24 protein-coding genes are annotated in these 22,370 nt (G+C 58.2%); 16 read left to right on the top strand and 8 right to left on the bottom strand.

The annotated features are described in order from the left end of the window. Nucleotides 1-152 precede the first annotated feature (152 nt). Nucleotides 153-1,742: a type IV secretory system conjugative DNA transfer family protein gene (locus tag J6595_RS22075; RefSeq protein WP_209597864.1), complete on the bottom strand. Its 1,590-nt coding sequence runs from the start codon at nt 1,740-1,742 to the stop codon at nt 153-155. A gap of 286 nt (nt 1,743-2,028) precedes the next feature. On the opposite strand from J6595_RS22075, the gene J6595_RS22070 reads away from it, so the two are divergent. From J6595_RS22070 to J6595_RS22045, 6 genes are all read left to right on the top strand, one after another. Then, the gene (locus J6595_RS22070; protein ID WP_209597862.1) at nt 2,029-2,556 is read left to right on the top strand and encodes a hypothetical protein; all 528 of its coding nucleotides are present in this window, start codon (nt 2,029-2,031) and stop codon (nt 2,554-2,556) included. Between the two features lies 1 nt (nt 2,557). Next, complete coding sequence (locus J6595_RS22065) at nt 2,558-3,589, top strand: AAA family ATPase (RefSeq protein ID WP_209597860.1); 1,032 nt, start codon at nt 2,558-2,560, stop codon at nt 3,587-3,589. 130 nt (nt 3,590-3,719) lie between these two features. Further along, the gene (locus J6595_RS22060) at nt 3,720-4,529 is read left to right on the top strand and encodes an AAA family ATPase (RefSeq protein WP_209597858.1); all 810 of its coding nucleotides are present in this window, start codon (nt 3,720-3,722) and stop codon (nt 4,527-4,529) included. Between the two features lie 375 nt (nt 4,530-4,904). After that, the gene (locus tag J6595_RS22055; RefSeq protein ID WP_209597856.1) at nt 4,905-5,666 is read left to right on the top strand and encodes a hypothetical protein; all 762 of its coding nucleotides are present in this window, start codon (nt 4,905-4,907) and stop codon (nt 5,664-5,666) included. 139 nt (nt 5,667-5,805) lie between these two features. Beyond that, complete coding sequence (locus J6595_RS22050) at nt 5,806-8,559, top strand: class I SAM-dependent DNA methyltransferase (RefSeq protein WP_209597854.1); 2,754 nt, start codon at nt 5,806-5,808, stop codon at nt 8,557-8,559. Next, on the top strand, nt 8,556-9,704 hold the full coding sequence (locus J6595_RS22045) for a Shedu immune nuclease family protein (protein WP_209597851.1): 1,149 nt from the start codon (nt 8,556-8,558) through the stop codon (nt 9,702-9,704). The genes J6595_RS22050 and J6595_RS22045 overlap by 4 nt, the downstream gene beginning before the upstream one ends. Here J6595_RS22045 and J6595_RS22040 read toward each other — a convergent pair. Continuing rightward, on the bottom strand, nt 9,686-9,877 hold the full coding sequence (locus J6595_RS22040) for a WGR domain-containing protein (RefSeq protein WP_342453266.1): 192 nt from the start codon (nt 9,875-9,877) through the stop codon (nt 9,686-9,688). The genes J6595_RS22045 and J6595_RS22040 overlap by 19 nt on opposite strands. Before the next feature lie 38 nt (nt 9,878-9,915). Then, complete coding sequence (locus J6595_RS22035; RefSeq protein WP_209597847.1) at nt 9,916-10,485, bottom strand: recombinase family protein; 570 nt, start codon at nt 10,483-10,485, stop codon at nt 9,916-9,918. 118 nt (nt 10,486-10,603) lie between these two features. On the opposite strand from J6595_RS22035, the gene J6595_RS22030 reads away from it, so the two are divergent. Continuing rightward, complete coding sequence (locus J6595_RS22030) at nt 10,604-11,236, top strand: hypothetical protein (RefSeq protein WP_209597845.1); 633 nt, start codon at nt 10,604-10,606, stop codon at nt 11,234-11,236. Between the two features lie 276 nt (nt 11,237-11,512). Here the strand turns inward: J6595_RS22030 and J6595_RS22025 are convergent, their stop codons facing one another. The 3 genes from J6595_RS22025 to J6595_RS22015 all read right to left on the bottom strand — a co-directional run bounded on the left by J6595_RS22025 (nt 11,513) and on the right by J6595_RS22015 (nt 13,743). Beyond that, the gene (locus J6595_RS22025) at nt 11,513-11,836 is read right to left on the bottom strand and encodes a hypothetical protein (RefSeq protein ID WP_209597843.1); all 324 of its coding nucleotides are present in this window, start codon (nt 11,834-11,836) and stop codon (nt 11,513-11,515) included. A gap of 83 nt (nt 11,837-11,919) precedes the next feature. Beyond that, nucleotides 11,920-13,179: a Y-family DNA polymerase gene (locus J6595_RS22020; RefSeq protein WP_209597841.1), complete on the bottom strand. Its 1,260-nt coding sequence runs from the start codon at nt 13,177-13,179 to the stop codon at nt 11,920-11,922. A 3-nt stretch (nt 13,180-13,182) separates the two neighbouring features. Beyond that, nucleotides 13,183-13,743, bottom strand: coding sequence for a LexA family protein (locus J6595_RS22015; protein ID WP_245199076.1), 561 nt, complete (start codon nt 13,741-13,743; stop codon nt 13,183-13,185). A gap of 217 nt (nt 13,744-13,960) precedes the next feature. Between J6595_RS22015 and J6595_RS22010 the strand changes: the two genes are divergently transcribed. The 5 genes from J6595_RS22010 to J6595_RS21990 all read left to right on the top strand — a co-directional run bounded on the left by J6595_RS22010 (nt 13,961) and on the right by J6595_RS21990 (nt 16,577). Then, nucleotides 13,961-14,374, top strand: a complete 414-nt coding sequence (locus tag J6595_RS22010) for a response regulator (protein ID WP_209597839.1) — start codon at nt 13,961-13,963, stop codon at nt 14,372-14,374. Between the two features lie 191 nt (nt 14,375-14,565). Further along, nucleotides 14,566-14,769 (top strand): hypothetical protein, encoded by a 204-nt coding sequence (locus tag J6595_RS22005; RefSeq protein ID WP_209597837.1) that lies wholly within the window; start codon nt 14,566-14,568, stop codon nt 14,767-14,769. A 4-nt stretch (nt 14,770-14,773) separates the two neighbouring features. After that, a complete protein-coding gene (locus J6595_RS22000) occupies nt 14,774-15,349 on the top strand; it encodes a Fic/DOC family protein (RefSeq protein WP_209597835.1) in 576 nt (191 codons plus the stop codon). A gap of 356 nt (nt 15,350-15,705) precedes the next feature. Further along, nucleotides 15,706-15,915 carry a hypothetical protein gene (locus tag J6595_RS21995; RefSeq protein ID WP_209597833.1) on the top strand — a complete coding sequence of 70 codons (210 nt, stop codon included), beginning with the start codon at nt 15,706-15,708 and terminating at the stop codon, nt 15,913-15,915. Continuing rightward, a complete protein-coding gene (locus J6595_RS21990) occupies nt 15,912-16,577 on the top strand; it encodes a DNA methyltransferase (RefSeq protein ID WP_209597832.1) in 666 nt (221 codons plus the stop codon). The genes J6595_RS21995 and J6595_RS21990 overlap by 4 nt, the downstream gene beginning before the upstream one ends. Nucleotides 16,578-16,938: 361 nt before the next feature. On the opposite strand, the gene J6595_RS21985 is transcribed toward J6595_RS21990, so the two are convergent. Continuing rightward, nucleotides 16,939-17,196 carry a type II toxin-antitoxin system ParD family antitoxin gene (locus tag J6595_RS21985; protein WP_209597829.1) on the bottom strand — a complete coding sequence of 86 codons (258 nt, stop codon included), beginning with the start codon at nt 17,194-17,196 and terminating at the stop codon, nt 16,939-16,941. 351 nt (nt 17,197-17,547) lie between these two features. Between J6595_RS21985 and J6595_RS21980 the strand changes: the two genes are divergently transcribed. From J6595_RS21980 to J6595_RS21970, 3 genes are all read left to right on the top strand, one after another. Then, nucleotides 17,548-18,201, top strand: coding sequence for a ParA family protein (locus J6595_RS21980; RefSeq protein ID WP_209597827.1), 654 nt, complete (start codon nt 17,548-17,550; stop codon nt 18,199-18,201). Continuing rightward, nucleotides 18,173-18,457 (top strand): ribbon-helix-helix domain-containing protein, encoded by a 285-nt coding sequence (locus J6595_RS21975; protein ID WP_209597818.1) that lies wholly within the window; start codon nt 18,173-18,175, stop codon nt 18,455-18,457. Before J6595_RS21980 ends, J6595_RS21975 begins: the two co-directional genes overlap by 29 nt. Before the next feature lie 139 nt (nt 18,458-18,596). Next, entirely contained in the window at nt 18,597-19,805 is a 1,209-nt protein-coding gene (locus tag J6595_RS21970) for a replication initiator protein A (RefSeq protein WP_209597817.1), read from the top strand. A gap of 932 nt (nt 19,806-20,737) precedes the next feature. On the opposite strand, the gene J6595_RS21965 is transcribed toward J6595_RS21970, so the two are convergent. After that, entirely contained in the window at nt 20,738-21,031 is a 294-nt protein-coding gene (locus tag J6595_RS21965) for a hypothetical protein (protein WP_209597815.1), read from the bottom strand. A gap of 172 nt (nt 21,032-21,203) precedes the next feature. Here J6595_RS21965 and mobQ point away from each other — a divergent pair. Beyond that, a partial coding sequence (mobQ, locus tag J6595_RS21960; protein ID WP_209597813.1) for a MobQ family relaxase occupies nt 21,204-22,370 on the top strand: 1,167 nt, incomplete at its 3' end.

The following is a 22,370-nucleotide window of genomic DNA, read 5'->3' as shown; positions in this document are numbered from 1 at the left end:
GGCGGAGGCCTTGGTTGCGGGGATCGAAAACGTCCTCCGCGGCCTGGTTGGCATCAAAGATCGACAGGTGAAACGCCGGGGAACCATCCGCGATCGGAAATGGTCACATGCACCTGTACAGACCCGCGACCGCGGGCAAAGCCGGGGGCGTGTCAGGCAGCGCGTTCCCTGGCTGCCGGGGAATGTTCCGGCGAAGCCGCCTCACGCTCGTGGGTAGGGAGGATGCGCGGGATGGGAACGAGGTTTGCGTCGGACGTCTTCGATCCGGAGCGCCAGGACTCATAACGATCGCGCCATCGAAACACGCGATAGTAACGGACTTTCGTCGCGAGGATCGGCCCTTTGACGGTCGACAGGAAAACGAGCGCCTGGTTGCGCTTGATCCGGCGGACCTCCGAGGCGTCCTTGAGATAGCGACCGGCTTCGGACTGCCCCGCCTGTTGCTGCATGCGGTACAGATCGGTGTTGGCGTGCGAACGGCCATCTGAGCGCGCGCGCACCGTCGTCATGCCGATCGCGTCCGCCAGTTCCTGGGCGGTGAGGTTGTCGTTGACGTTGAAAGCCACCTGGGCACCGCTGGCGGAAATGAAACTGCGCGCGACTTCCTCGCCGTAGATGCCCCGCAGCTGGCCGAGATCCTGAAAGATCAGGATTGTCCGCGCATATTCGCGCAAAAAGCCCATGCCGTTAGCCAGGGCGTCGAGGCGTTTCAGGGTGGCGCATTCGTCGAAAAGCAGGAGCGGTTTGTGTTTCGGCCGCGGAAGATCCTTGGCCCGCACCATGGCGTTGACCGCGCAACCCATCATGACGCGCATGAAGGGCGCATAAATCTCGAGAAAATCCTCCGGCACGATGACATAGACGGTCATGACCTGCTTGTGCAGGTCCATCATGTCAAAGTCCGACCGGACAGAGAGTTGTCCCGCGATCCGGTCACGCGACCATATCGCCAGGGACTTGGTGGCGTTCTTTTTGACGGAGAGCGTCTCCGGGAGATCGAGCGAGCCGAGATAACTGCGGGCTTCTTCCGCGATCGTCGAAATGTCGGTGGCAACCATGGCTTCCAAGGTCCGCCGGAAGCCGTCGCCTTCATCAGCGATCAACTCACGAACTTTGGAGAGGTTTTGCTCTTCCGGCGGGTAGCTGTGGAGGACATAGCCGATCACTGCAGCAATCAGGTTTCGAGCGGACGTGTCCCAATGAGCTTCGTTGGATTCCGGGGTCACCACCAGCTGGGCGAGGGTCGATATATCGTCCGGTTCCCACGGCGTCCCGCGGCGGATCATCGAAAACGGATTGAACTGGTTGGATCGCTCCGGTGCCACCACGCTCAGCTCGAAAACCGGCCCAAGCTCTTTGCGATATTTGCGGGTGATGCTGGCGTTTTCGCCCTTGGGATCGGTAACGACCAAAGCGCCTGGGTAATCCAGGATGTTCGGTATGACGATGCCAACGCCCTTGCCGGAGCCCTGGGGCGCATAGACCAGCACGGCACCTTCGCCAGTAAACCGCAGCAGCTGATTATAGACTTTCCCGACAATGATCCCGTGGCCGCCTAACGCGCCACCCCGAAGGATCTGCCAAAGCGATGCCCAGCGCGCGCTGCCGAAGGTCGTCGAGCGGCGTCGGCTCCATACCCACCGCAGCAGCCACAGCGCACACTTGCCGCTCTTGATGATGAGCCATGCGCTCCCGCGGCAAAGCGTGAGCAGCAACGTCAACAGGCCTTTGATCACATCCATAGCGGCATCATCTGAAGAAAATCGTCGGTGGCAAGAATGGCTGCTTCATCTGGGGGCAGCAATGCACAGAGCGCAAATCTCTGGTTGCTCTTCAGCGATTTATCCATACAGAATTCTGCCGCGATGTGAGGCGGGGAACCAGGTAGAGCAGGTGGATCAGGAACGCAGGGCCTTACGGCAGAATCAACATGAGGCGCGCGACCCGTCGCGGGCGGGCGGATCCTCCGCATCTGGCGGGGAAGGGGATGGACGCGTACCTGGCAGCCGGTCAGTTCATCGGCGCAGCTTGCTGATTGGCGGCGCATTGGCGATCGGGATTGTGGGTGCGATCGGTGTCCAGTTCCTGTTACCGGAGGCTTCGGCCCGACAAGCGGACAGCGGGTTGACCGCGCAGGAAGCCACGGCCCGGGCCGAAGCGTTTGCCGCCAAAGGCGCAGTGGCCTTCAAACTGGTTGACCGGGAGGATCAGCCGGCGGCGGTTGCCGCAATGAACCTGCCCGACACGCAACGGGAAGCCCTCGATCGCGATCTGACCCAGCAGGATGTCCGCCTTGCCTACGTCACCCTGTGGGACGACGTCGCCGAGGACGGGGATGTGGTGTCATTGCGAAGCCATGGCTTTACGCTCCAGGTGGCGCTGACCAACGCGCCGCAGCAGTTCACATTGCCGGTCAGTCGGGCCGGGATCGACATGGACGGCATCCAGGACGGCGGAGGTGGCATCACGGTTGCTATCCAGGCTGGAAATGACCCCGTACTAGCCCCGCTTTTGCGTGAGGGGCAGACCGTACGGATTCCGGTGGCACTGCCCTAATATGCCTTTGTATCTGGCGCTTCCCATTGTCGGTTTTGGGGGATTCCTGGCGCTCAGCTTGATGCTGTTTGCCTTGGGGTGGCTCGGGACCGCGGCCGTGCTTTTATGGGCGTTCGCCGCCGCAGCCGTGGCCTATCACCTGGACTATTTTCGTCTGGAAAGGATCCATTGGGCGAAATGGGCCATGGACAGCGTGACGGACGGCGTCACTCAGAGGATCAACTTTTCCCGCCCTCTGAAACGGCTCCGCGCCCTTCATGGAAACCGCAAGGCCAAAGAGCGCCTGGATCAGGTTCTGGCTGCCATCGAGGCTGCACCCGACAGGCGCCGCGCCTTCGACCCGGTTATGTCTGCGACCGTTTTCATTTTTCATGGGCCGCGTGGCACCGGGAAACACACGGCAGCCAAGGCTTTTGCCGAGATCCTCGCAGGCGTGGGCGTGTTCAGGCAGACAAAGCCGGTCTGGTTGCATGCCAACGATGTTGCCTATGCTTCCGCTGCAACCTTAGTCGATGTCGCCTCCAATGCCGTTCGGAAGGCGAGGGACGGTGTGATCCTTCTTGAACATGCGGAGTGGCTGGTGCCTGCGACCGAGGCCGATCGGGAGCGCGCCATAGCTTTTGGCCGCGGCCTCTTGCGGGCCGTCGCTGACGGCGTACCGCGGCCCTTCATCATGATTGTCGGGAGCGATCAGCTCGCGCGCCGGTTCATGGAAGATCCCTCCATTCGGCAAGCATGGCTCGATCGATGTCATGTGGAGCAAGTCATCTTTGATGATCTGGCTCGGCGCGATCTCGAAAACGTCTTCTACGATTGCCTCGAGACCCGCGGTGTCACGATAGATTCGGAACTTCAGGCCGAGCTTCAGTCAGAGATTCAGAAGCTGCAAGAGGCTGCCGGCGATCATTTTGCCAATGCCATCGCCATCCAGCAATGGTTCGACCGCCTGCTTTCCTGGGCGCGCCAGCGCCGACCGGATGCTGTTCCCGAGATCCGTCTCGATGATGCCAGAACCTTGAATTCAGCCAGGTAGACGACCGATGAGCAACTCTCCTTCATTCCCAAGGCTTGGAACCGGCCGACCGGTCCCGCCCACGTCTGCCCGTGACGAATTGCTCCACTCGGTTAGCAAAGAATTTCATGACCTGATTGGCCTCAGGGACGTGAAAAACCAGCTCGATCAGCTGATGGCCTTGGCTCGACTCAGCGCGCTTAAGCGAGATCGAGGACTGCCGACGAGCAGCCAGAGCCTGCACATGGTGTTCATGGGGCCGCCCGGCACCGGCAAGACGGAGATCGCGCGCAAAGTTGGCAAGTTGCTGAAGGCTGTGCGCGTCCTGCAGAGCGGGCACCTCGTCGAGGTTGATCGGGCCGCTCTCGTTGGGGGCTACCAGGGGCAGACCGGGCAGCTCGTTGCCTCGAAAATCGAGCAGGCGCGCGACGGCGTCCTGTTTATTGACGAGGCCTATGCACTCGCCGGCATTCGCCGCGGCAATGACCTGTCGCAGCCGGACTCCTATGGACAGGAAGCGATCGATACCCTCCTGAAGAAAATGGAAGACATGCGCGACCGCTTGGTGGTGATTGTCGCGGGCTATCCCACCGAGATGAAGCGGTTCCTACAGACCAATGTCGGCCTGGCGTCACGGTTTTCCCTGCACTTCGAGTTCGGGCATTACGAGCCTGACGAGCTGATGCAGATCTTTGAGAATTTCGCCACGCGGCAGCAGATGGCCCTCACGCCTGATGCCGCCCAGGACATGCGCCAGGAGATCGATCGGCTTTGCCAAGGCCGAGACGATACCTTCGGCAATGCCCGCGAAATGCGCCGCCTGTTTGAGCGGGCCTGCCAGGCTCAAGCCTATCGGCTTTCCTACACGGACGATGGCGAGCTGCGCGACGACTTTGAAAAGCTCACCAATGACGAACTGATGACCCTGCGGCTCGAGGATATCCGCGTTGCCTTCGGCTGACGTCCTTTGGCAGGGTTCCCGGCAGCTCTATCGCGAAGCCAGGCGTTGGCGCTGGCTGGTATGGAGCGCGAGCGCCGTAACAATCCTGGCGATCGGGCAAGGCCTCTTTTTTGGCGGATCCGGCGGCAGTACGCCGATCGTGACCGCGCAGCCGGTCGCCGCCCCCTCCTACGTCTCACCGACTGTTGTTGGTACGCCCTTAGCGTCTGGATCGAGGAAGCCGGTTCCACTTCCGCCGATGCCGCCTCCGGTGCCGAAAATCACCACGACGCGCGACGTCGTGGCAATTCCGCAAATTCCCGGAACAACGCCGCCACCGCATGGCGTGTCGCCCGGCTACTCCACCACCCCGCAACCTCGTCCTCTGGTGAACCGATGAAGCATTTCGTCCTCGCAGGCATGCTCAGCCTAAGCGCCGCAACCAGCGTTCTGGCTCAGGCGCCAGATGCCAATACTCAGGCGATCCTGGACGCCTTGAAGGGTATCAATAACCGGCTCGACACCATCGAGGGGCGCATCGACACCATCGAGGGCAGCGGAACGGCAGCGGGTCAGGCGTCCGCGGCTGGCGGTAAAAACCCACCACAGGGGATGGAGGCAAAGGACGGCTGGGACGCGAGCGCTCACATGGTGACGAACGGTACCGTTAATCCGGATGCGCTGGTCTATTTCACGCTCCCCCCATCAGAGATCCGGCTCAATGCTCATATGGCAAAGACCAAGTCGAGCAGTGTCATGGCGTACGATGCCGAAGCGAAATTCAACGCATTCGAAGACGGCCGCTATCTTTTTGTGATCGAGACGGGTGGCAGGGCGCATAATATCGGCTGCAGCGGAGGGCTGTCACTTGGCCCCCAGCAAGTCATTGCCATTGGGACGCCGACCAGTCCGGCATTCGTATCGGATGGCCTAACGCTCACCGGCTCTGCCGATCTGACAGCCGGAAACTACGACATAACGTTCACCGCCCTTTGCCAAAAGGCGAGCCGCGGCGGCTACTCCCGTCCCATTCCGACCGACGCCAGCTGGCGGGATACCGGTTTTCGGATTCTCGTCCGTGGGCCAAACGAGCGCGACCTCCGTCCGCTAACGGACAAGGAGCTGTTTCACTACGAGCAGACGGCGAAACTCCCCTGAAAAAAGCGGCATGGCCTTTTTTACTCGTTAGCTTGATCCACAGCCCTCCTATGACGCTTGGCATCAGGGGCCTTGCCGGTGTGCTTTCCATGGGATTGATATTGGCTGCCGGAAAAAACAATTTATGGTATAATTCAGAATGCGTCTAAGTTGGAATGAGATTCGGGCACGTGCAGCCACGTTTGCCCGTGAATGGAAGGATGCCCACTACGAGCGGGGCGACACCCAGACCTTCTATAACGAGTTTTTCGACATCTTTGACATCAAGCGTCGGAAGGTCGCTAGCTTTGAAGAGCCGGTCAAAAAGCTCGGCAATAAACAAGGCTTTGTGGATCTGTTCTGGAAAGGCGTCCTGCTCGTTGAGCAGAAGAGCGCCGGGCGCAAGCTTGCCCCAGCAAAGCAGCAGGCGCTCGATTATTTCCCCGGCATCAAGGACGTTGAGCTACCCCGTTACATTTTGCTCAGCGATTTCCAGACGTTCGAGCTGTACGACCTCGACGAGGGCGGCGAGCCAGTGGCGTTTGCGTTGGCCGACTTGCCCAAGCATGTCGAGCATTTTGCGTTCATTCTCGGTGTTCAGAAGCGGACGTTCCGAGACCAGGATCCGGTTAACATCAAAGCGGCCGAGATCATGGGCCGCTTGCACGACGCGCTCGAAGAAAGCGGATATGGCGGGCATGACCTCGAGCGGTTCCTTGTCCGGCTGCTGTTCTGCCTGTTCGCCGACGACACCGGCATTTTCGAGCCGCGTGACATCTTCCTGGACTTGATCGAGCAGCGGACTTCCGAGGACGGCTCCAGCGTCGGCATGTGGTTGGCGCAGCTGTTCGACGTCCTTGATACGGAAGAGGATAAGCGCCAACGAAGCCTGGACGAGGATCTGGCGCGCTTTCCTTATGTGAACGGCAGTCTGTTCGAGGAACGGCTTAGAATCCCCTCGTTTGATGCCGCGACGCGCAATGCGCTGCTGGAGGCGTGCCGGTTCAACTGGTCAACTGTGTCACCGGCTATCTTCGGGGCGCTGTTCCAGAGCGTTATGGATCGAGCTGAGCGGCGCAAGACCGGCGGTCACTACACCACTGAAAAAAATATATTAAAACTTATTGGGCCGCTATTTCTCGACGAACTTCGAGAAGAATTTGAGAAGATCAAGCGTATGCGCCGCGGCCGACCAAAGGCGCTTCAGGACTTTCAGACTAAGCTCGGCACGTTGCGGTTCTTCGACCCTGCCTGCGGCTGCGGCAACTTTCTGATCATCACCTATCGCGAACTGCGCATTCTCGAAATGGAGGTCTTGCAGCTTATCTATTCGACAGGTCAGCAGGAGCTAGACGTCAGCGCCTTGTCGAAGGTCGATGTTGACCAGTTCTATGGGATCGAGCTGGGTGAGTTCGCGGCGCGCATCGCCGAGGTGGCTTTGTGGATGATGGATCACATCATGAACAACCGCCTGAGCTTGGAATTTGGCCAGGCGTTCGCGCGCATTCCATTGAAGACCGCACCGAACATTCGCCACGGAGACGCGCTCGAAACCGATTGGCAGGACGTTTTGCCTGCGGCTAATTGCACGGCCATCTTGGGCAACCCCCCATTCATCGGCTCGAAGTATCAAAGCGACGAGCAGCGCGCACAGGTGCGACGGATTGCCAACTTGGGAGGCTCGGGAGGGACTCTTGACTATGTGGCAGCCTGGTTCCTCCGGGCTGGAGAATATATCCAGCAGAACACCGCCTGCCGGATCGCGTTCGTGTCGACGAACTCCATCACCCAAGGCGAGCAGGTCGCGCAGCTTTGGCCGATCCTATTCGATCGCTATGGCCTCGAAATCGACTATGGGCACCGCACCTTTGAATGGGGAAGCGACGCTCGTGGAAAGGCCCATGTGCATGTCGTCATAGTGGGGCTCAGTCATCGTGATCACGAACGGAACCCAAAGCGGCTGTTCAGCTACGACGACATCAAGGGTGATCCCGTTGAAAGCACCCATGGTGCCTTAACGGCGTACCTTTTCGATGCCGGAACGGTCCATAATCGGCACCTTGTTGTCTATGAAGTTGGACGTCCGATCAATGGAGCGCCACGTCTCTTAAGCGGATCGCAGCCGATCGACGGAGGTCATTACATTTTCGATCGGGAGGAACGGGAGGCGTTCTTGGCGGTCGAGCCGGCAGCAGAACGATTCATGCGGCCCTACGTGGGTGCTCGAGAGTACATCAACGGAGCAGATCGCTGGATACTTGCGCTTCAGGATGCTCAACCGCACGAGTTGCGGGCAATGCCTGAGGTGCAAAAGCGGATGGCACTTGTGCGTACCGAACGGGCGAAGAGCCCACGGAAAAGCACTCTGAAAATCGCTGATCAGCCTGCACGGTACAATGTGGAAGTCCTTCCGACGGCACCCTTTCTTGCTCTGCCGGAATCGAGTTCTGAACGTCGAGAATATGCACCCATCGGTTGGCTCAAACCTCCCACCATACCGAGCAATCTTTTGAAAGCTCTCCCGTCAGATGACTCATGGTTTTTCGGGGTTCTTACTTCAAGAATGCACATGTCATGGCTCCGCCACATCGGAGGTCGAATTAAAAGTGATTATCGATACACAATCGGCATCGTCTACAATACGTTTCCTTTGCCCAACGCGTCGCCGGCTCAGATGAATCGAGTGCGAGATTTGGCGAATAAAGTGATTGCCGCTCGTGAGGAATATCCTAACAGTTCCCTTGCCGATCTTTACGATCCGGACGTGATGCCAGCCCCTCTTCGCAAAGCTCATAAGAACCTCGATCGCGCAGTAGACGGGCTTTATCGGCGTGCTGCTTTCGCCTCAGACCGTGACCGTGTGGAGCATATGTTCGGGCTGTATGAAGAAATGATACGGACGTCAAAGGTATGAATGGCTTCCGCGGAGAAACGGATTTTGTCGCTGATGCAAAGCGGGACTGCCTGTACAGACACCCGTTTCGCGATGGTGCAGGCGCATACTTCAATGCGGTTATAGAAGAGCAGTCGGTTGAGTATGATGCTAATCCAGATGCGCGAAACCGTATCAAAATTCAGTTTAAGTTCCTCGAGGCTCGAGGAGAAGTTACTGAATTAGTTATCAAGAAATTCAAGCATTACAAAAGCGACGGATGGGTGGAGCAACGGACCAGTCCTGATGAACCCCTCAAGCTCAATTATCTCACATCGCAAAAATTATTTGCCCTTTGCCGAGCCGTATCGGACTTAAATTTAAAGGGATGGGAAGCGCGGCGCGCGGAAATATCGTTTGATCCTTCCAGTCAAATCGACCCTGCGATTATCGATTCAATTAAAGGGATTCTTTCACAAGACGAAAACGGTGGCGCTATAGTGCGCGATATCATCAATTCAGGGGCAATAACGTCGCAAGACATTGTCAATTTGGCTTATCGACGGGCGCAGGTTGACCGCTTCAGCGACATGATGAACGACCGTGATCAGATTATAGCCTATGCAAAAGAAAACGGGATCAGAGAGGATCAGCCAGAGAAGGCATGGCAGCACTTTTTTGAAAAAAATACTTGGATATTTGGATTCGGGCTAGACTTCCGCTTTTTTTCAATCCTGCAAAGAGAGGCTGCCGTTGGCCGAACAGGTGTAAGCGGCGATGGGTCGGCCTTCGTAGACTTTTTAGGTAAAATCAACAAATTTACAGTGCTTGTTGAGTTAAAACTTCCCACGACGCCACTCATGAATAACTTCAAAGCCGCTACAAACAGTTACTCCCTATCTACAGCGTGTATTAGAGCCCACTCGCAAATATTGGCGCAGAAGGCAGATTGGCAGATCAAATCGGAAGATATCCGGTTTGATAAAAACGGCGATTATGCGGATTTTCGTGCAGTCGATCCAAAAGTTATCCTTATCATTGGCTCCAATGACGGACTAATAGGGAAGACGGAAGCAGAGACGGGGTTGATAAGGAAGACGTTCGAGATGTATAGGCGAGACTCGCGTAACGTCGAGATAATCACCTATTCCGAGATGCTCGAACGAGATCAATTTCTCGTTCGATAACCTCGTTTTTCCTTCAGAAGCTGCTGTAATCGAAGTGCGGTGGCGGCCTCGTTATGCGTGGTAAAGGACGACATCCGCACGGTGCCCGCTTGCCCAATCCGCCCCCACTCTCGGACCAGCGTGTATCCTCCAAATAGCGACGGTTGAATATCGAGGATATAGAACCGGCGCATATTTCGTGCTGGGTCTTCACGCTGGAGCTGGACCCGCGTCATGGCTGCAGCCTCGCAATGGTCTGGTGACTGACGTTGAACGAGCGCGCGATCGACGTATGCGCTTCGCCGTTAGCCCGGCGTTCAAGTGCTTCGGCCTTCTGGGCCGATGTCAGCTTCGGCCTTCGGCCCATCTTCACACCCCGCGCTTTGGCGCGAGCGCGGCCTTCGGCCGTGCGGGTCTTGATCAGATCCCGCTCGACGTCGGCGAGACCACCGAGCACGGCGAGCATGAGGCGGCCGGTGCTGTCGTTGGTATCCGCCCAAGGCTGGGCGAGAGATCGGAAGCGCCCACCGGCATCGACGATGCGCTTGACGATGGCGAACATGTCGAAAGTGGAGCGGGCCAGACGGTCGATGCGGGTGACCACCAGCTCGTCGCCGGGGCCGAGGGTGGCTAGGAGCTTCATCAGCTCCTTGCGGTCGGCCTTGGCACCGGAGACTTTCTCCCGAAAAACGGTCGTGCAGCCTGCAGCGTGCAGTTCCTCGAGCTGGGCCTCGAGCGTCTGACCGACGGTCGAGACACGGGCATAGCCGAAAGAGCGAAAAGGGGCGATACTTTTGTCCATGATTTATGGACAGTGTAACCCATTGAGCGAGCTACGCAACTGAAACTGTCCATAATTTGTGATTTTTGAAAGCCCCTAACTTAATGTATCGGGATAGCTATCGGGACTGATAATATGGATGGGCGAGGTTTGGTTTAAAATGGATCGTTCTTTATTTCGAGAAAAGGAATTATTTTCACAAAATCGCATTGCGATATTAAGTGTTGTCGTTTCATTTTTCGCTGCATTTCTAGCTATAGTTCCTTTTGTATGGGAACGGCTAGCTCAATACGATGTGCGTATATACGCTTCATCCTATCCAAACGATGATAAATATGTGTTTGCGAGGAGCTTCATATCAAACAACAGCAACCGTGCATATTTGCTTCGGCGCATAAAATATTTTTCTCCCGTTAGTGGTGATACGCAGTGTGAAGGGAATCATCTTAATGATGTCGATGTGATGCATCAAGGGACCGACGGGCGATGGACGAATGAACCTATTCTATTTGAGAAAGAGTCAATTAAGGAGATTCTTTTTCGATCTGAAAAAGATAAGCTTCAAGAAATATCCGAAATTACGATTGATTATCTAGATGATAAAAAACTCGAAGGAACTATCGAAGCTCGAATGTGCCTACTAATCGAAAGCGGGACAGTGAACGGAAGCGCAACGTCAATACATGACGCAGGATCGTTATGGCGTAGAGATGGCAAGGTAGGTTATAGCGCACGAATTGGGTTATTTGGCGAGATTGTTTTAGATCTCTAGATTTCAAACAAGCGAGCAATTTTTGACATGGGGATTATCATCTGTGACAAGCCCCAATGGAGCATAACCCATCCACCAGATTGACGCGGGATCGGCACTCTCGCGCTAAGCCTATTTCGCGTAGCAGCCTTTCTCCTTGCGTCCGCAATGCCGACCCATGTCACAGCTTGCACATTCACATTCGCACGGTCCATTGCCGCTCGCCATGGTGGTTTCAACGCAAGAAAATGCTGCCTTACGCAAAGCAAATTGCGGAAAACGCATTCAGCCCTCCTGTTACCCGCTTGTGCGAGAATGGAGACTATCCGTAATTTCAAAGCGATGGCAATGGATGAAGGGGCGATATTCAGCAGACCCTGGACTTTTTAGGCGGATACGCCCTTCAACTCTCACCATATGTCCGGTGATGCGTTCTGCGTTTATGACAGGCTTGCGAACTCCATCATAGTATCGAGCTTCATGGATCTCGACAACCTTTGTTCCGTCGGGCCAAACTTCTAAAGTCTCTATGAGTAATTCGGTGCAGTCACTCGAAATACGATTCACCCGGCGTACTTTTCCGCCAATTGTCACATTATTTTTGAAATATGCTTCATCCATGATTTTGACATTCTTTTAGTTCCAAAACTATTTAACATTATTTTCAACGGCGGTCATTAAATTATGTTCAAGCAGATAATTCACTAAACCCTAAGCAGCTCCATCGCATTCGTCGAATACCGCGCCGACAGGTGCTCACTCCGGAGCGCCCACCCCTTTTTCACACCGGCCGCGGCAAACGCGATCGAGCCGCGGCCATAGCGGCGGTTTAGCTCGTCCATGAGGCGCATCAGCTCGAGGCGGCCAGGATCGTCGGCCTGGTGAAACAGCGCCCCCTGCAGTTTCGCGGCCTGGTGCAGGTCGAGACAGATCACCCCCGCCTTTTTGTAGCTGAACCCAGGTCGCCAGATCCGTGAGAGCCCATAGAGGGCGGCCCTGATCAGTTTCGCGGTGTCTGCAGTGGCGATGCCCAGGCGCACGGTCTGCGAGCCGTAATATTGCGCATCCTGCTCACGGAAGCGGTTGGTGTTGACGAAGACGCCGATCGACGCCGTCACCAGACCCTGCCGGCGCATTTTTTCGGCGGCGCGGCTCATGTAGGTGGCGACGGCTTCGCGCATCTCCGCTTCTTCCGTGACCGTGCGCCCGAACGAGCGCGAGGCCATGATCGTCTTCTTGTCCGGTGAATGCTCCTCGAGCGACAGGCACGACTGCCCGCGCAGCTCGAGCACCACCCGCTCCATCACCACGCCGAACGAGGTCCGGATCATTTTCGGATCCGTATCGCGGAGCGCCAGAGGCGTCCGGATGCCGAGGGCCGCAAGGCGTGCGGCCAGGCGATTGGCAACGCCCCAGATGTCGGTCAGCTCGAGCCGCTGCAGCGCCGCGACCTGATCAGCCTCCGAAGTCAGCGCCATCACGCCGCAGCTGTCCGGCGACTTCTTGGCGAGGCGATTGGCGACCTTGGCGAGTGTTTTGGTGGGAGCAATGCCGACAGACACCGGGATTCCCGTCCATTGCAGCACCGTGGCCCGCAGCAACCGGCTGTGCGCCACGGGATCGGCGAAGCCCGAGAGGTTCAGAAAGGCCTCGTCGATGCTGTAGACCTCGAGCTCGGGTGCAAAATTGGCGAGGGTGCGCATCACCCGGCCACTCATGTCGCCATAGAGCGTGTAATTGCTCGAGCGCACGATCACGCCCTGCTTCTGGAACTGGTCCCGGTGCAGGTGCCAGGGCGCGCCCATCTCGATGCCGAGGGCCTTGGCCTCGTTCGAGCGGGCAATGACGCAGCCGTCATTGTTGGACAGCACCACCACCGGCTTGCCGCGCAGCGGCGGCTGAAATACCCGCTCGCAGGACGCATAAAAGTTGTTGCAGTCGACCAGGGCAAACAGCGGTGCCACGGGCTACAGCATCCGGATCGAGCGGGAAACCACGCCCCAGATTTCCAGATCCTGCCCCTCCCCAATGTCGAGGCTCGGAAAGGCCGGATTTTCGGCCTTGAGGGTCACGCCATTAGCGCGCACCTGGTAGCGCTTGATGGTGAATTCGCCATCGAGGCAGGCGAGCACGATGCAGCCGTTGACGGGCGCACGCGAGCGGTCGACCACCGCAATGTCGCCCGGGAAGATCCCTGCCCCGGTCATGCTCTCTCCCGCAACGCGCACCGCGAACGTCGCCGGCGGATTGGTGACGATCAGCTCGTTGAAGTCGAGCGGCCCGTCCATGTAGTCATCAGCTGGCGATGGGAAGCCACAGGAAGCCGTGGTGCTCATCAACGGCACGGTCTGGGCCATCCGGGCCTCCACGTCCAGAAACGCGTTCACGTCCCCTGCCCTGAAGCCCCGTTCGTTCATCCGCCGTGCGATGTCCGCCAATGGCACCGGCAGCCGCACGACGCGGGTAGCCGGGCCCGGTTTGCGGCCAGCATTGGAGCGGCGACCGCCGCGGGAATTGATCGGGTTCATGGTCGAGCCGCTTCCTTTGATTTCTGTTACAGAAATTGCACGAAAGCAGACGTTGTTCCAGTTTGCAGTTCCGGTCGTGCCCACAAAAGCAGCGGGCATAATGCCGCAGGCGCGAGGCGGAGGGCCTCGCCCCTGTCCCCGCAGAGCCAAACACGATGACCAAGGATCATTGTCTCGTTCCGGACGTTGATTCCGGAAATCGAAAAGGAAAAGACCATTGTCAGACGACTTTGCACCTTATGCCATCGTCGCTGACGATGATGCTCTGGTCCGGATGGATGCGGCCGACATTCTTGAAGATGCGGGCTTCCGTACGCACGAGGCGTGTCACGTCGAGGACGCTATCAAAATTCTCGAAGCTGCAGGCGAGAGCGTCCAATTACTTTTCTCAGACGTTCAAATGCCGCCCAGCACGCGCAACGGCTTTGATCTAGCCAAAGAGTGCGCCGCGCGCTGGCCACATATCGGCATCCTCATTGCATCGGGACAAGCCAAGCCCGGGCCGGATGATCTCCCGAACGGTGCCCGCTTTATCCAAAAGCCGTTTTCGGCGGACGTCGTACATCAGCATCTTCAGGACATTCTGCCTGACGGAAAGAAGCCCAAACCTTTAAAGAAGCGCGCCTTATAGCCGTTGGGAAATGCTGCGAGAGGCATACCGCATGCGGTAAACCGTTTACCGTGTGCGGCGAAGGCGAACGTCAGACATGCGCCAGCTAAGGCTGGCAGCATCCGGCATATGCCACGATGGGTACACGGAAGGAGCGGGAGCCTGTCAGGTTTTCTTTGCTGGGCTTGCAGCGCCTGTGATAAGATTAAGTCATGAAAGCGAAATCGCCCTCCTCCAAGAAAATCCTTGTTACCGGGACGGCGCTGACGCGCGCGCGCGCCGAGAAAATCAGCGCCGTCGAGGGCATGAAGCTGTCGCCCCGCATGGCCGCCTGGTTCATGACGGCCGACAAGCAGGGCCTCACACCTGAGGAAAAGCGCGCGCAGATCCGCGCGGAGTTTGCGAAGAAGCCATAGGCTCGTGGTTTACACCGCTGAGGCCGATCCTCTCTGCTATCCGGGCACATCTGTCCTCCGGAATAAAGCCGAGCTGCAGGACGCTGACGCACTCGACGAGTTCGAGCTGTCCATGTTCTACACGCGGGCCGAGGAGCCGCTACCGTCCGGCGCGCTGGATTACCCGCATTACCGGGCTTTGCACCATCACCTGTTCCAGGACGTCTATGAATGGGCGGGGCAGCCTCGCACCATCCGGATTGGCAAAGGCGGCAACTGGTTCTGCTACCCGGAATATATCGCGTCGGAGATGGCTCGGATCTTCAATGAGCTAGCCGCCGACAATTACCTTGTCGGTCTTTCGCGCGCTGCATTTGCCGCGAAGGCCGCGCACATCCTGGCCGAGATCAATGCCGTTCACCCGTTCCGCGAAGGCAATGGGCGGACGCAGCTGACGTTTCTGACCATTCTCGCCGAGCATGCCGGCTTTACGGTCGATATGGACGTGCTCGACCCGGATAGGGTGATGCAGGCCATGATTGCCAGCTTCTCCGGCGACGAATCCGCCCTGGCAGCTCTGATTGCCGCGTTCATTCGTTGAAGTCCTGAAGAGACGTAGTTGAGCGCGCCAGATCGTACGGTGCCCCGTCCCCTGACTTCGTCCATAAATCCCCTCTCCTTCCCCCTTCTCGCTTCGCCAAGCGTCGGGCGCGGTAGCGCCTGCTTCGGGCTTTCTCCCCCTAATGCGGTTCTCTTCCCATGTTTGTCGTCCATCGCAGCGCGGCCAGAACGGTCGGTGTGATGGCCCCGGCGGCCGCTCCGGCAAGGCATCCAGCCGTCTCCCAAAGGCAACCCTCGGCCGAACCCTCCTTGCCTGACCGTCCTTGACCCGGTGCCTTTGGGTCACCCGACCGGCCGCGACAGGCGTGGCCGGAAAAACCAACGGGAGAACACCCCATGTCATCTAAATCCAAAGCAACCGCCCCCACCCACGCCGTCTACGTGGTCGAAGGGGAAGGCGATCGGGCTTTTTGGACGAAAATCGGCTCCGGCTGGCGACACGACGATGGCGACGGCTTCAACCTTCGTCTCTCCGCTCTGCCCCTCGATGGCCGCTTGATCATCCGCAAAACCAAAGCCAAATCCGACGCGGAGGTGGGGCAATGAGCCCCGCCTCCCCGCTCCGCGCGGATCGCATAGCGCCCCGCAACACCGTGCTGCACGGCGACTGCATCCCCGTCATGGCCGCCCTCCCCGCCGCGTCCATCGACTTCATCCTGACGGATCCGCCTTACCTGGTGCACTACCGCTCCCGCGATGGCCAAACCATTCGCGGCGACGATACCGCCGATTGGCTCGAGCCCGCCTATGCTGCGATGTATCGGGTTCTCAAGGAGAATGCTCTATGCCTTAGCTTCTACGGCTGGCATCAGCCCAATGCGTTCACGCATGCCTGGAAGGCCGCAGGATTCCAGCCCGTTGGCCATCTGGTTTTCCCGAAAGCCTATGCCGCCTCGAGCCGCTATGTCGCGCATCAGCACGAACAGGCAATGCTGCTCGCCAAAGGCCGCCCGCCACTCCCGCAGACGCGTATCTCCGACGTGCGCGAGTGGCGTTATACCGGCAACCGCCGCCATCCGACCGAGAAATCACCGGCTATCCTAGAACCTCTGGTGCGTGCGTTCTCTCCGGCCGGTGGCCTCGTCCTCGATCCATTCTGCGGATCCGGCTCGACGTTGCGCGCAGCTCGCTTGGCCGAACGTGACTATCTCGGCATCGAAATGGATTCTCGGCACTATGAAACGGCCTTCCGGCGTCTGCTCACATGAGCGCCGTCGCAACCATCCCCGCCATTCGGCGGGGATGGCAGAATGCTCCGGCTCACCAAGGAAATTCCCTCAAGAAGCAACCATCCGCGGGCGATCGTCGCACGGGCCGCCAAGGCCGCAAGCCCCGGCCTGGCGGCCGCCTTCGGTAAAGGGCTTGCCCCCTCGGCTCTCCGCCCGTGCAACTCGGGCCGGGCGATGGCGGCTCCGAGGAAATTCCCTCTCCCAACGGCAGCGCTCTACGAGAGATGCGGCATACCGCCTACGGTAAACCGTTTGCGGTTATTCAAGTGAAGTCGAGAGCTTTAAACCTCGAGGAGATCCTCCGTAGCTCCCGATCGGCGCGAGATGCGTAGCTCAAAAGCTAGGCTCTCTTCTCTTTCCGTTTACGGCGAGCTTCCGCCTTGATCGCGGCCATATCCATCAATTTCGCGTCGCCGCTCTCGTCCCCCTCAGCGATCAGCTGACGAAGAGCTGCCAGTTTGGCCTGGCGGAACTCTTCCCGCTCTTCAACTAGGCGCAACCCTTCGCGGATCACTTCGCTCGCCGTCGAATAGCGCCCACTCTCCACCATGCTCTGGAGCATTCGTTCGTAGTGCTCCCCGATCGTCACGCTCGCCATTTTTGCATCTCCGTTATGTGATTTAATCGCATTTTATAACATTGACGACAAGCGCAACCTGACAAAGCTTGCGTGTTGATTCCGCGCGATAGCAGACACCAACATTTTACGGCAGACAGTTTACCGCATACCGTTTAATGCAGAGAGCGCGCGTGGGCGGGCTGATATGCTCAGGCAAAGCCGTATGTGGCCGGCCATGTATCACGCAACAAACGGCATGCCGTATACCGCAAACCGCGAGATGCACACGGCAAGATGTGTGCCGTTTGAGGCACACGGCAAAATGCGAACCGCGTACCGCAAACCGTTAACCGCTTGCCGTATAGCGTGTGCCGTAGGAGGATTCCGCCGATGAAAACCATTGCACTCGTGACCCAAAAGGGCGGCACCGGCAAAAGCAGCCTAGCCGTCTCTCTGGCCGTCGCCGCTCAGGAAAAGGGTCTCCGCGTTTATGTGATTGACCTCGATCCGCAGGGCACGGCCAAAAACTGGTTCGAGCGGCGGGAGGCGGAAACGCCGCAAGTCGCAACGATCGACGCCAATCAGCTCCAGGCCGCTCTGGTGACCCTCGAGAAACAGGGGCACGACCTGGTCGTGCTCGACACCGCCGGCGTCAACACTCCCGCCACCGTGTCCGCCATGCAGGCAGCAGACCTGTGCCTAATCCCGGCGCGTCCGAGCATTGCCGACATCGAGGCCACCCGGCCCACCACCGCGAGCCTTACCAAGCTCGGCAAGCCGTTTGCCTTTGTTCTCAACCAATGCCCGCCAGGGCGCTCGATCCGAACGAGCGATGCGTACCGCGTCCTGCAGCTCGGCGGCGTTGTTTCGACGGCATCACTCGCGACGCGCGCCGACCACATCGACGCGCTGGCGCTAGGGCAGGGGGTCACCGAACGCGATCCCCAGGGCAAAGCCGCCCGAGAAATTCGCAACCTGTTGCAATGGGTCATGAACAAGATGGAAGGAGCCGCCGATGGCCACCAAAAAGCGCGTGTCGCTTGAAGAACAGCTCGCCGGTCGATCGCAGCCGGACGAGCGCCCCACCGAAACAGACAACGTCGTTGCACTCGCATCGACACCCAAGCCGAGGCCCACGCAAGAGAAGGCCACGGTCTACATGTCGCGTCAGGCCCTCAAGCTCATCAAACAGATGGCGCTGGATCAGGACAAGCGGGTCAATGACCTGCTTCAGGAAGGCGTCGACCTCATGCTGTCCAAATACGGTCAGCCGTCGCTGAAAGAGCAGGAACTGAAGTGATTTTTACGGCATGCCGTTTGCTGTATGCGGTAAACGGCATGCGTTGTGCCGCCGCTGATAGCGTCACCGGTGCGCTTTTTTTGCCGCGCGTGTAGGCAATCCGCTTTAGCGACGTGAAAATACAGTGCATGGTGAAACCATGAGTCGGCACAAACTAAATCTTCTCGACCGCAGCGCCTTTGCAGCGCTCTCTCTGCACGAGAAGAACGCCTATCTCCAGAACGTCGTCAAAGAGATCCAGGCGGTGCGCGGCGAGCCCTACGTCCCGCTGGACAAAGACGCCTTGAGCCGACTGCGTCGGTTCTATTCGCGGCGCAGCTTTGCCGATCTGCGGCTCAACAGCGTCAAGGATGATGGTCTGCGGCAGAGCTTCAGCTCGCTCGCCGAATCCATTCACCTGGGCGAAGTCAAAAGGGTCATCACCCACGAGGCCCCAAGTTCGCCCCGGCCTGTAAGCCGTCCTGCGCCACTCGACGACGATCAGCTGATGTTTTTCGTCCCGGCCGTACACGATGCGCCGGTCAAGGACGACCTCAATCTCATGGACATCGCGCCATTTTCCCTGTCCAAGACGGTCAAAGATCGCGTTCTGCGCTACGAATTGAAGGACAGCATCGTCACCATCGAGGGCGGTGCTGATGTCGGTTTGGCAACCGCCTACGACTACGACATTTTCATCAATATGGTGTCGCATCTAACCGCTGAAGTTCGAGAATATACCATTGCCCGCAACAAGGGCTTACGACCTAACGTTCCCGCCCGGATCTATCGACCGTCTGCGACTGAGCTGCTAAAATTTTGCCGGCGTAGCCTTGGCGGTAAACAGTATCTCGAGCTGGAGAAGTCTCTCGATCGCTTGCAGGCGACCCGCGTGAAGATCACCAATCTGAATGAAGGTAAGCGCCGCGAGACCGAGTCTTTTCCGTTGATCGGCCGTTTCCGCGTCGTCTCGCGCACCCAGCAGGATCGCATTGACCAGGTTGAGATCGAAATCCCGACCTGGGTCTACGACGGAGTGGTTTCTCCGGATGGTCGTCCGTCGATCCTAACGCTCAATCCCGCGTACTTCCTGATCGCGCGACCGCTGGGCAAATACCTCTATCGCCTAGCGCGCCGCACCGCTGGAGATGGCGAAGCGTTCTATCGCATCGACGATGTCCATACCCGCAGCGGTTCGTCGCTATCTGCCACCAAATTTCGGAAGACCCTCGAGCAGCTGGTGGAAGATTGCAAAGCGGATCCGCTTCCAGACTACGATCTGGAGATCCGTCCAGGCACCAACGGCAAAATCCTGTACATGCAGAAGCGCAAGATGGACGCCGCCACACAGACGGCTCTGCCGGTCTGACAAAATCCCGTACATCATTCCAGGTCGTTTTGACAAAAACGGCCTTATGGCCGGGCCATCTGCCTTCTTTTGACAAAATGCCGTACATCATTCCTGCCGGTTTTGACAAAAATCGCGCCACGGTTTGCGATGCACGTCTTTGACAAAATGCCGTACATCGTTCCGGGGGGTTCTGACAAAATGAGCGGGAAGGGGTGCCTGGGGATAACTCGGCCATTTTTTGTCAAAGACCGTACATCACTCCCCAAAATGCCGTACATCATTCTGTCAACGCCGTACATCATTCTGTCAAAACCGTACATCACTGCAGAATGACCGTACATCACTGCCGCGAAGGGGGGCTAACCCTTTGCCCGCATTGAGGAATTTTTGGCTAAAACTATATAAAACTATTATAAAAACTAGAAAAACATATAAAAACGCCTAACGGCTAATTTTTCAAATTTGATTTTGGATTTGAAGACAGCTCCGAAGGGGAACGTGCGCCCCTCAAAACGCCACCAGACTGATCAGGAAGACGCCACAGCGCGTTGGTGATGCGTGAACAAGGGGATTGGACGTTTGGAGGCCGAAAACGCTCCAGACGCCCTCTGAAACGACGAAGCCACTCCGTTGAAGGAGTGGCCTCATTCCTTGACGGTCATCGCCGTCCCCGGCTGTACCGTGCGCGGATTCTAGCACGGCTTCCCGCGGCCGAGAATCCCTTTCACATGCAGTGCCGGCGTCACCGCCGGATTGACTTTGAAAAGGTCGGTTCGGCGATGTGTATACAACCCTGCTCATTCCTTGGGGAAATATCCTAGCGGGGGTTCGGGGGCCGGCAATGAGGCCCCCGGGGGTGACGTGTCTCGGACGTTTGATATTCGCCGCCGTAGTTGAAGTGGGGTAGGGGGTGCAGGGGGCGGAGCCCCCTGCCGGCGGCAATTTCTGTTTCACGGAACGCAGCCCCACAGGTACGGCGCAATCCATTCCTCATGAAGAAACAGCACCACGCCGGAACCGAAGAAGAAAGCCACTCCAGGCGGCGATTTGAAGGACGTTGCCAAGCACAGGATGAGTCCAATCACGAACCCAACGAGGCAGGCCGCTTGTATGAGCCCGTCAACCCACGATAGGGCACACAGAATGTCGTAATTGGTCGGGCCGAGGCCCAGCACGTCAAGGATCCAGAAGGCGAAGGCACCAAGGAGGACCAAGGCGAGAACGTTGCCGAGGAACCGGGTCATGGGTAGGCAGGCCACATGGGGTAAACTCACAAGGGAATGGTCAAGGTTGAGATTATCAGTTAATAGCGCACTTATACATCGCTGCGCGACATAGGTAAGCCCGGCGGCCACGTTGTGGGATAACGCCGGGAAGGTGTCGCCTGGCAGCGACAGCTGATGAAGAGGGTTGCCGATGGCCTCCTATCATTTTGCGATGCAGATCATCGGACGTTCCGCCGGGCGCTCGGCCATCGCTGCCGCGGCCTATCGGTCAGGCCAGAAGCTGATCGATGAACGCACCCAAACAACCCACGATTACAGCCACCGACGCGGTGTCGTCCATCAGGAAATCATGGCTCCCGAGGGGTCGGCCGCCTGGCTGAAAGACCGCCAGCGGCTGTGGTCGCATGTCGAGGAATTGGAGAAGCGCAAGGACGCCCAGCTGGCCCGTGAAATCAACATTGCTCTGCCAAGTGAGCTCGAAGCCGACGACCGGCTGGCGCTTTTGCGTGACTTCGTCCAGTCGCAGTTTGTTGCGCGGGGCATGGTGGCGGACATCGCCATTCATGAACCGGTCGAAGATCGTTTTGACGACCCGCGTAACCATCATGCCCACATCATGCTGACCCTACGCGGTGCCACGCCAAGTGGCCTGTACAAGGTCAAAACCCGCGAATGGAACAGCGACAGCATGTTGAGTGAGTGGCGCGAGGCGTGGGCCAATCATCAAAACCGCTGGCTGGAATACCGCGGGTGGGATGCCCGTGTTGACCATCGCAGTCTCAAAGCTCAGCGCGCCGCTGCGCAGGAGCGTGGCGATCGTGTTCAAGCCGCAATCCTTCATCGCGTTCCTGAGATCCACGTCGGGCCCAAAGCCCGCGCAGCCATCCAAAATGAGCGCACCCTCACCAGCAAAGATCGGCTCGTGCGCAGCCGCGCCAACAGGCCGCGCGTTCGCCAGTATCCGCAGCACGATAACGGCACACGCGTACATCACCTCATCCGCCGGCTGGAGAAAAATCTCGACCGGTTCGACCGCACTTTGACCCGCTGGCGACAGCGTGTTGTCCGTCTGCAGACCCGTCACCGTTTTCTTTCTCGGGAGGAGTTCGAGGCGCAGCAGGAACGTGAGCGGTGGGAGCGGCAGCGATCATGGCTCCGGCAGCGGGAACGCGAAGAGGCGATCGCGGCAGCCATCCGGCGCGTGAGTCATGCCCGGGCACAGAAGAAGAAGGCGGAGGCCTTGGTTGCGGGGATCGAAAACGTCCTCCGCGGCCTGGTTGGCATCAAAGATCGACAGGTGAAACGCCGGGGAACCATCCGCGATCGGAAATGGTCACATGCACCTGTACAGACCCGC

This window comes from Jiella mangrovi (assembly GCF_017815135.1).
GTDB lineage: Bacteria > Pseudomonadota > Alphaproteobacteria > Rhizobiales > Rhizobiaceae > Jiella > Jiella mangrovi.
Note: the sequence above shows the minus strand (reverse complement) of the source record. Positions and strands in the feature narration are given on the sequence as shown.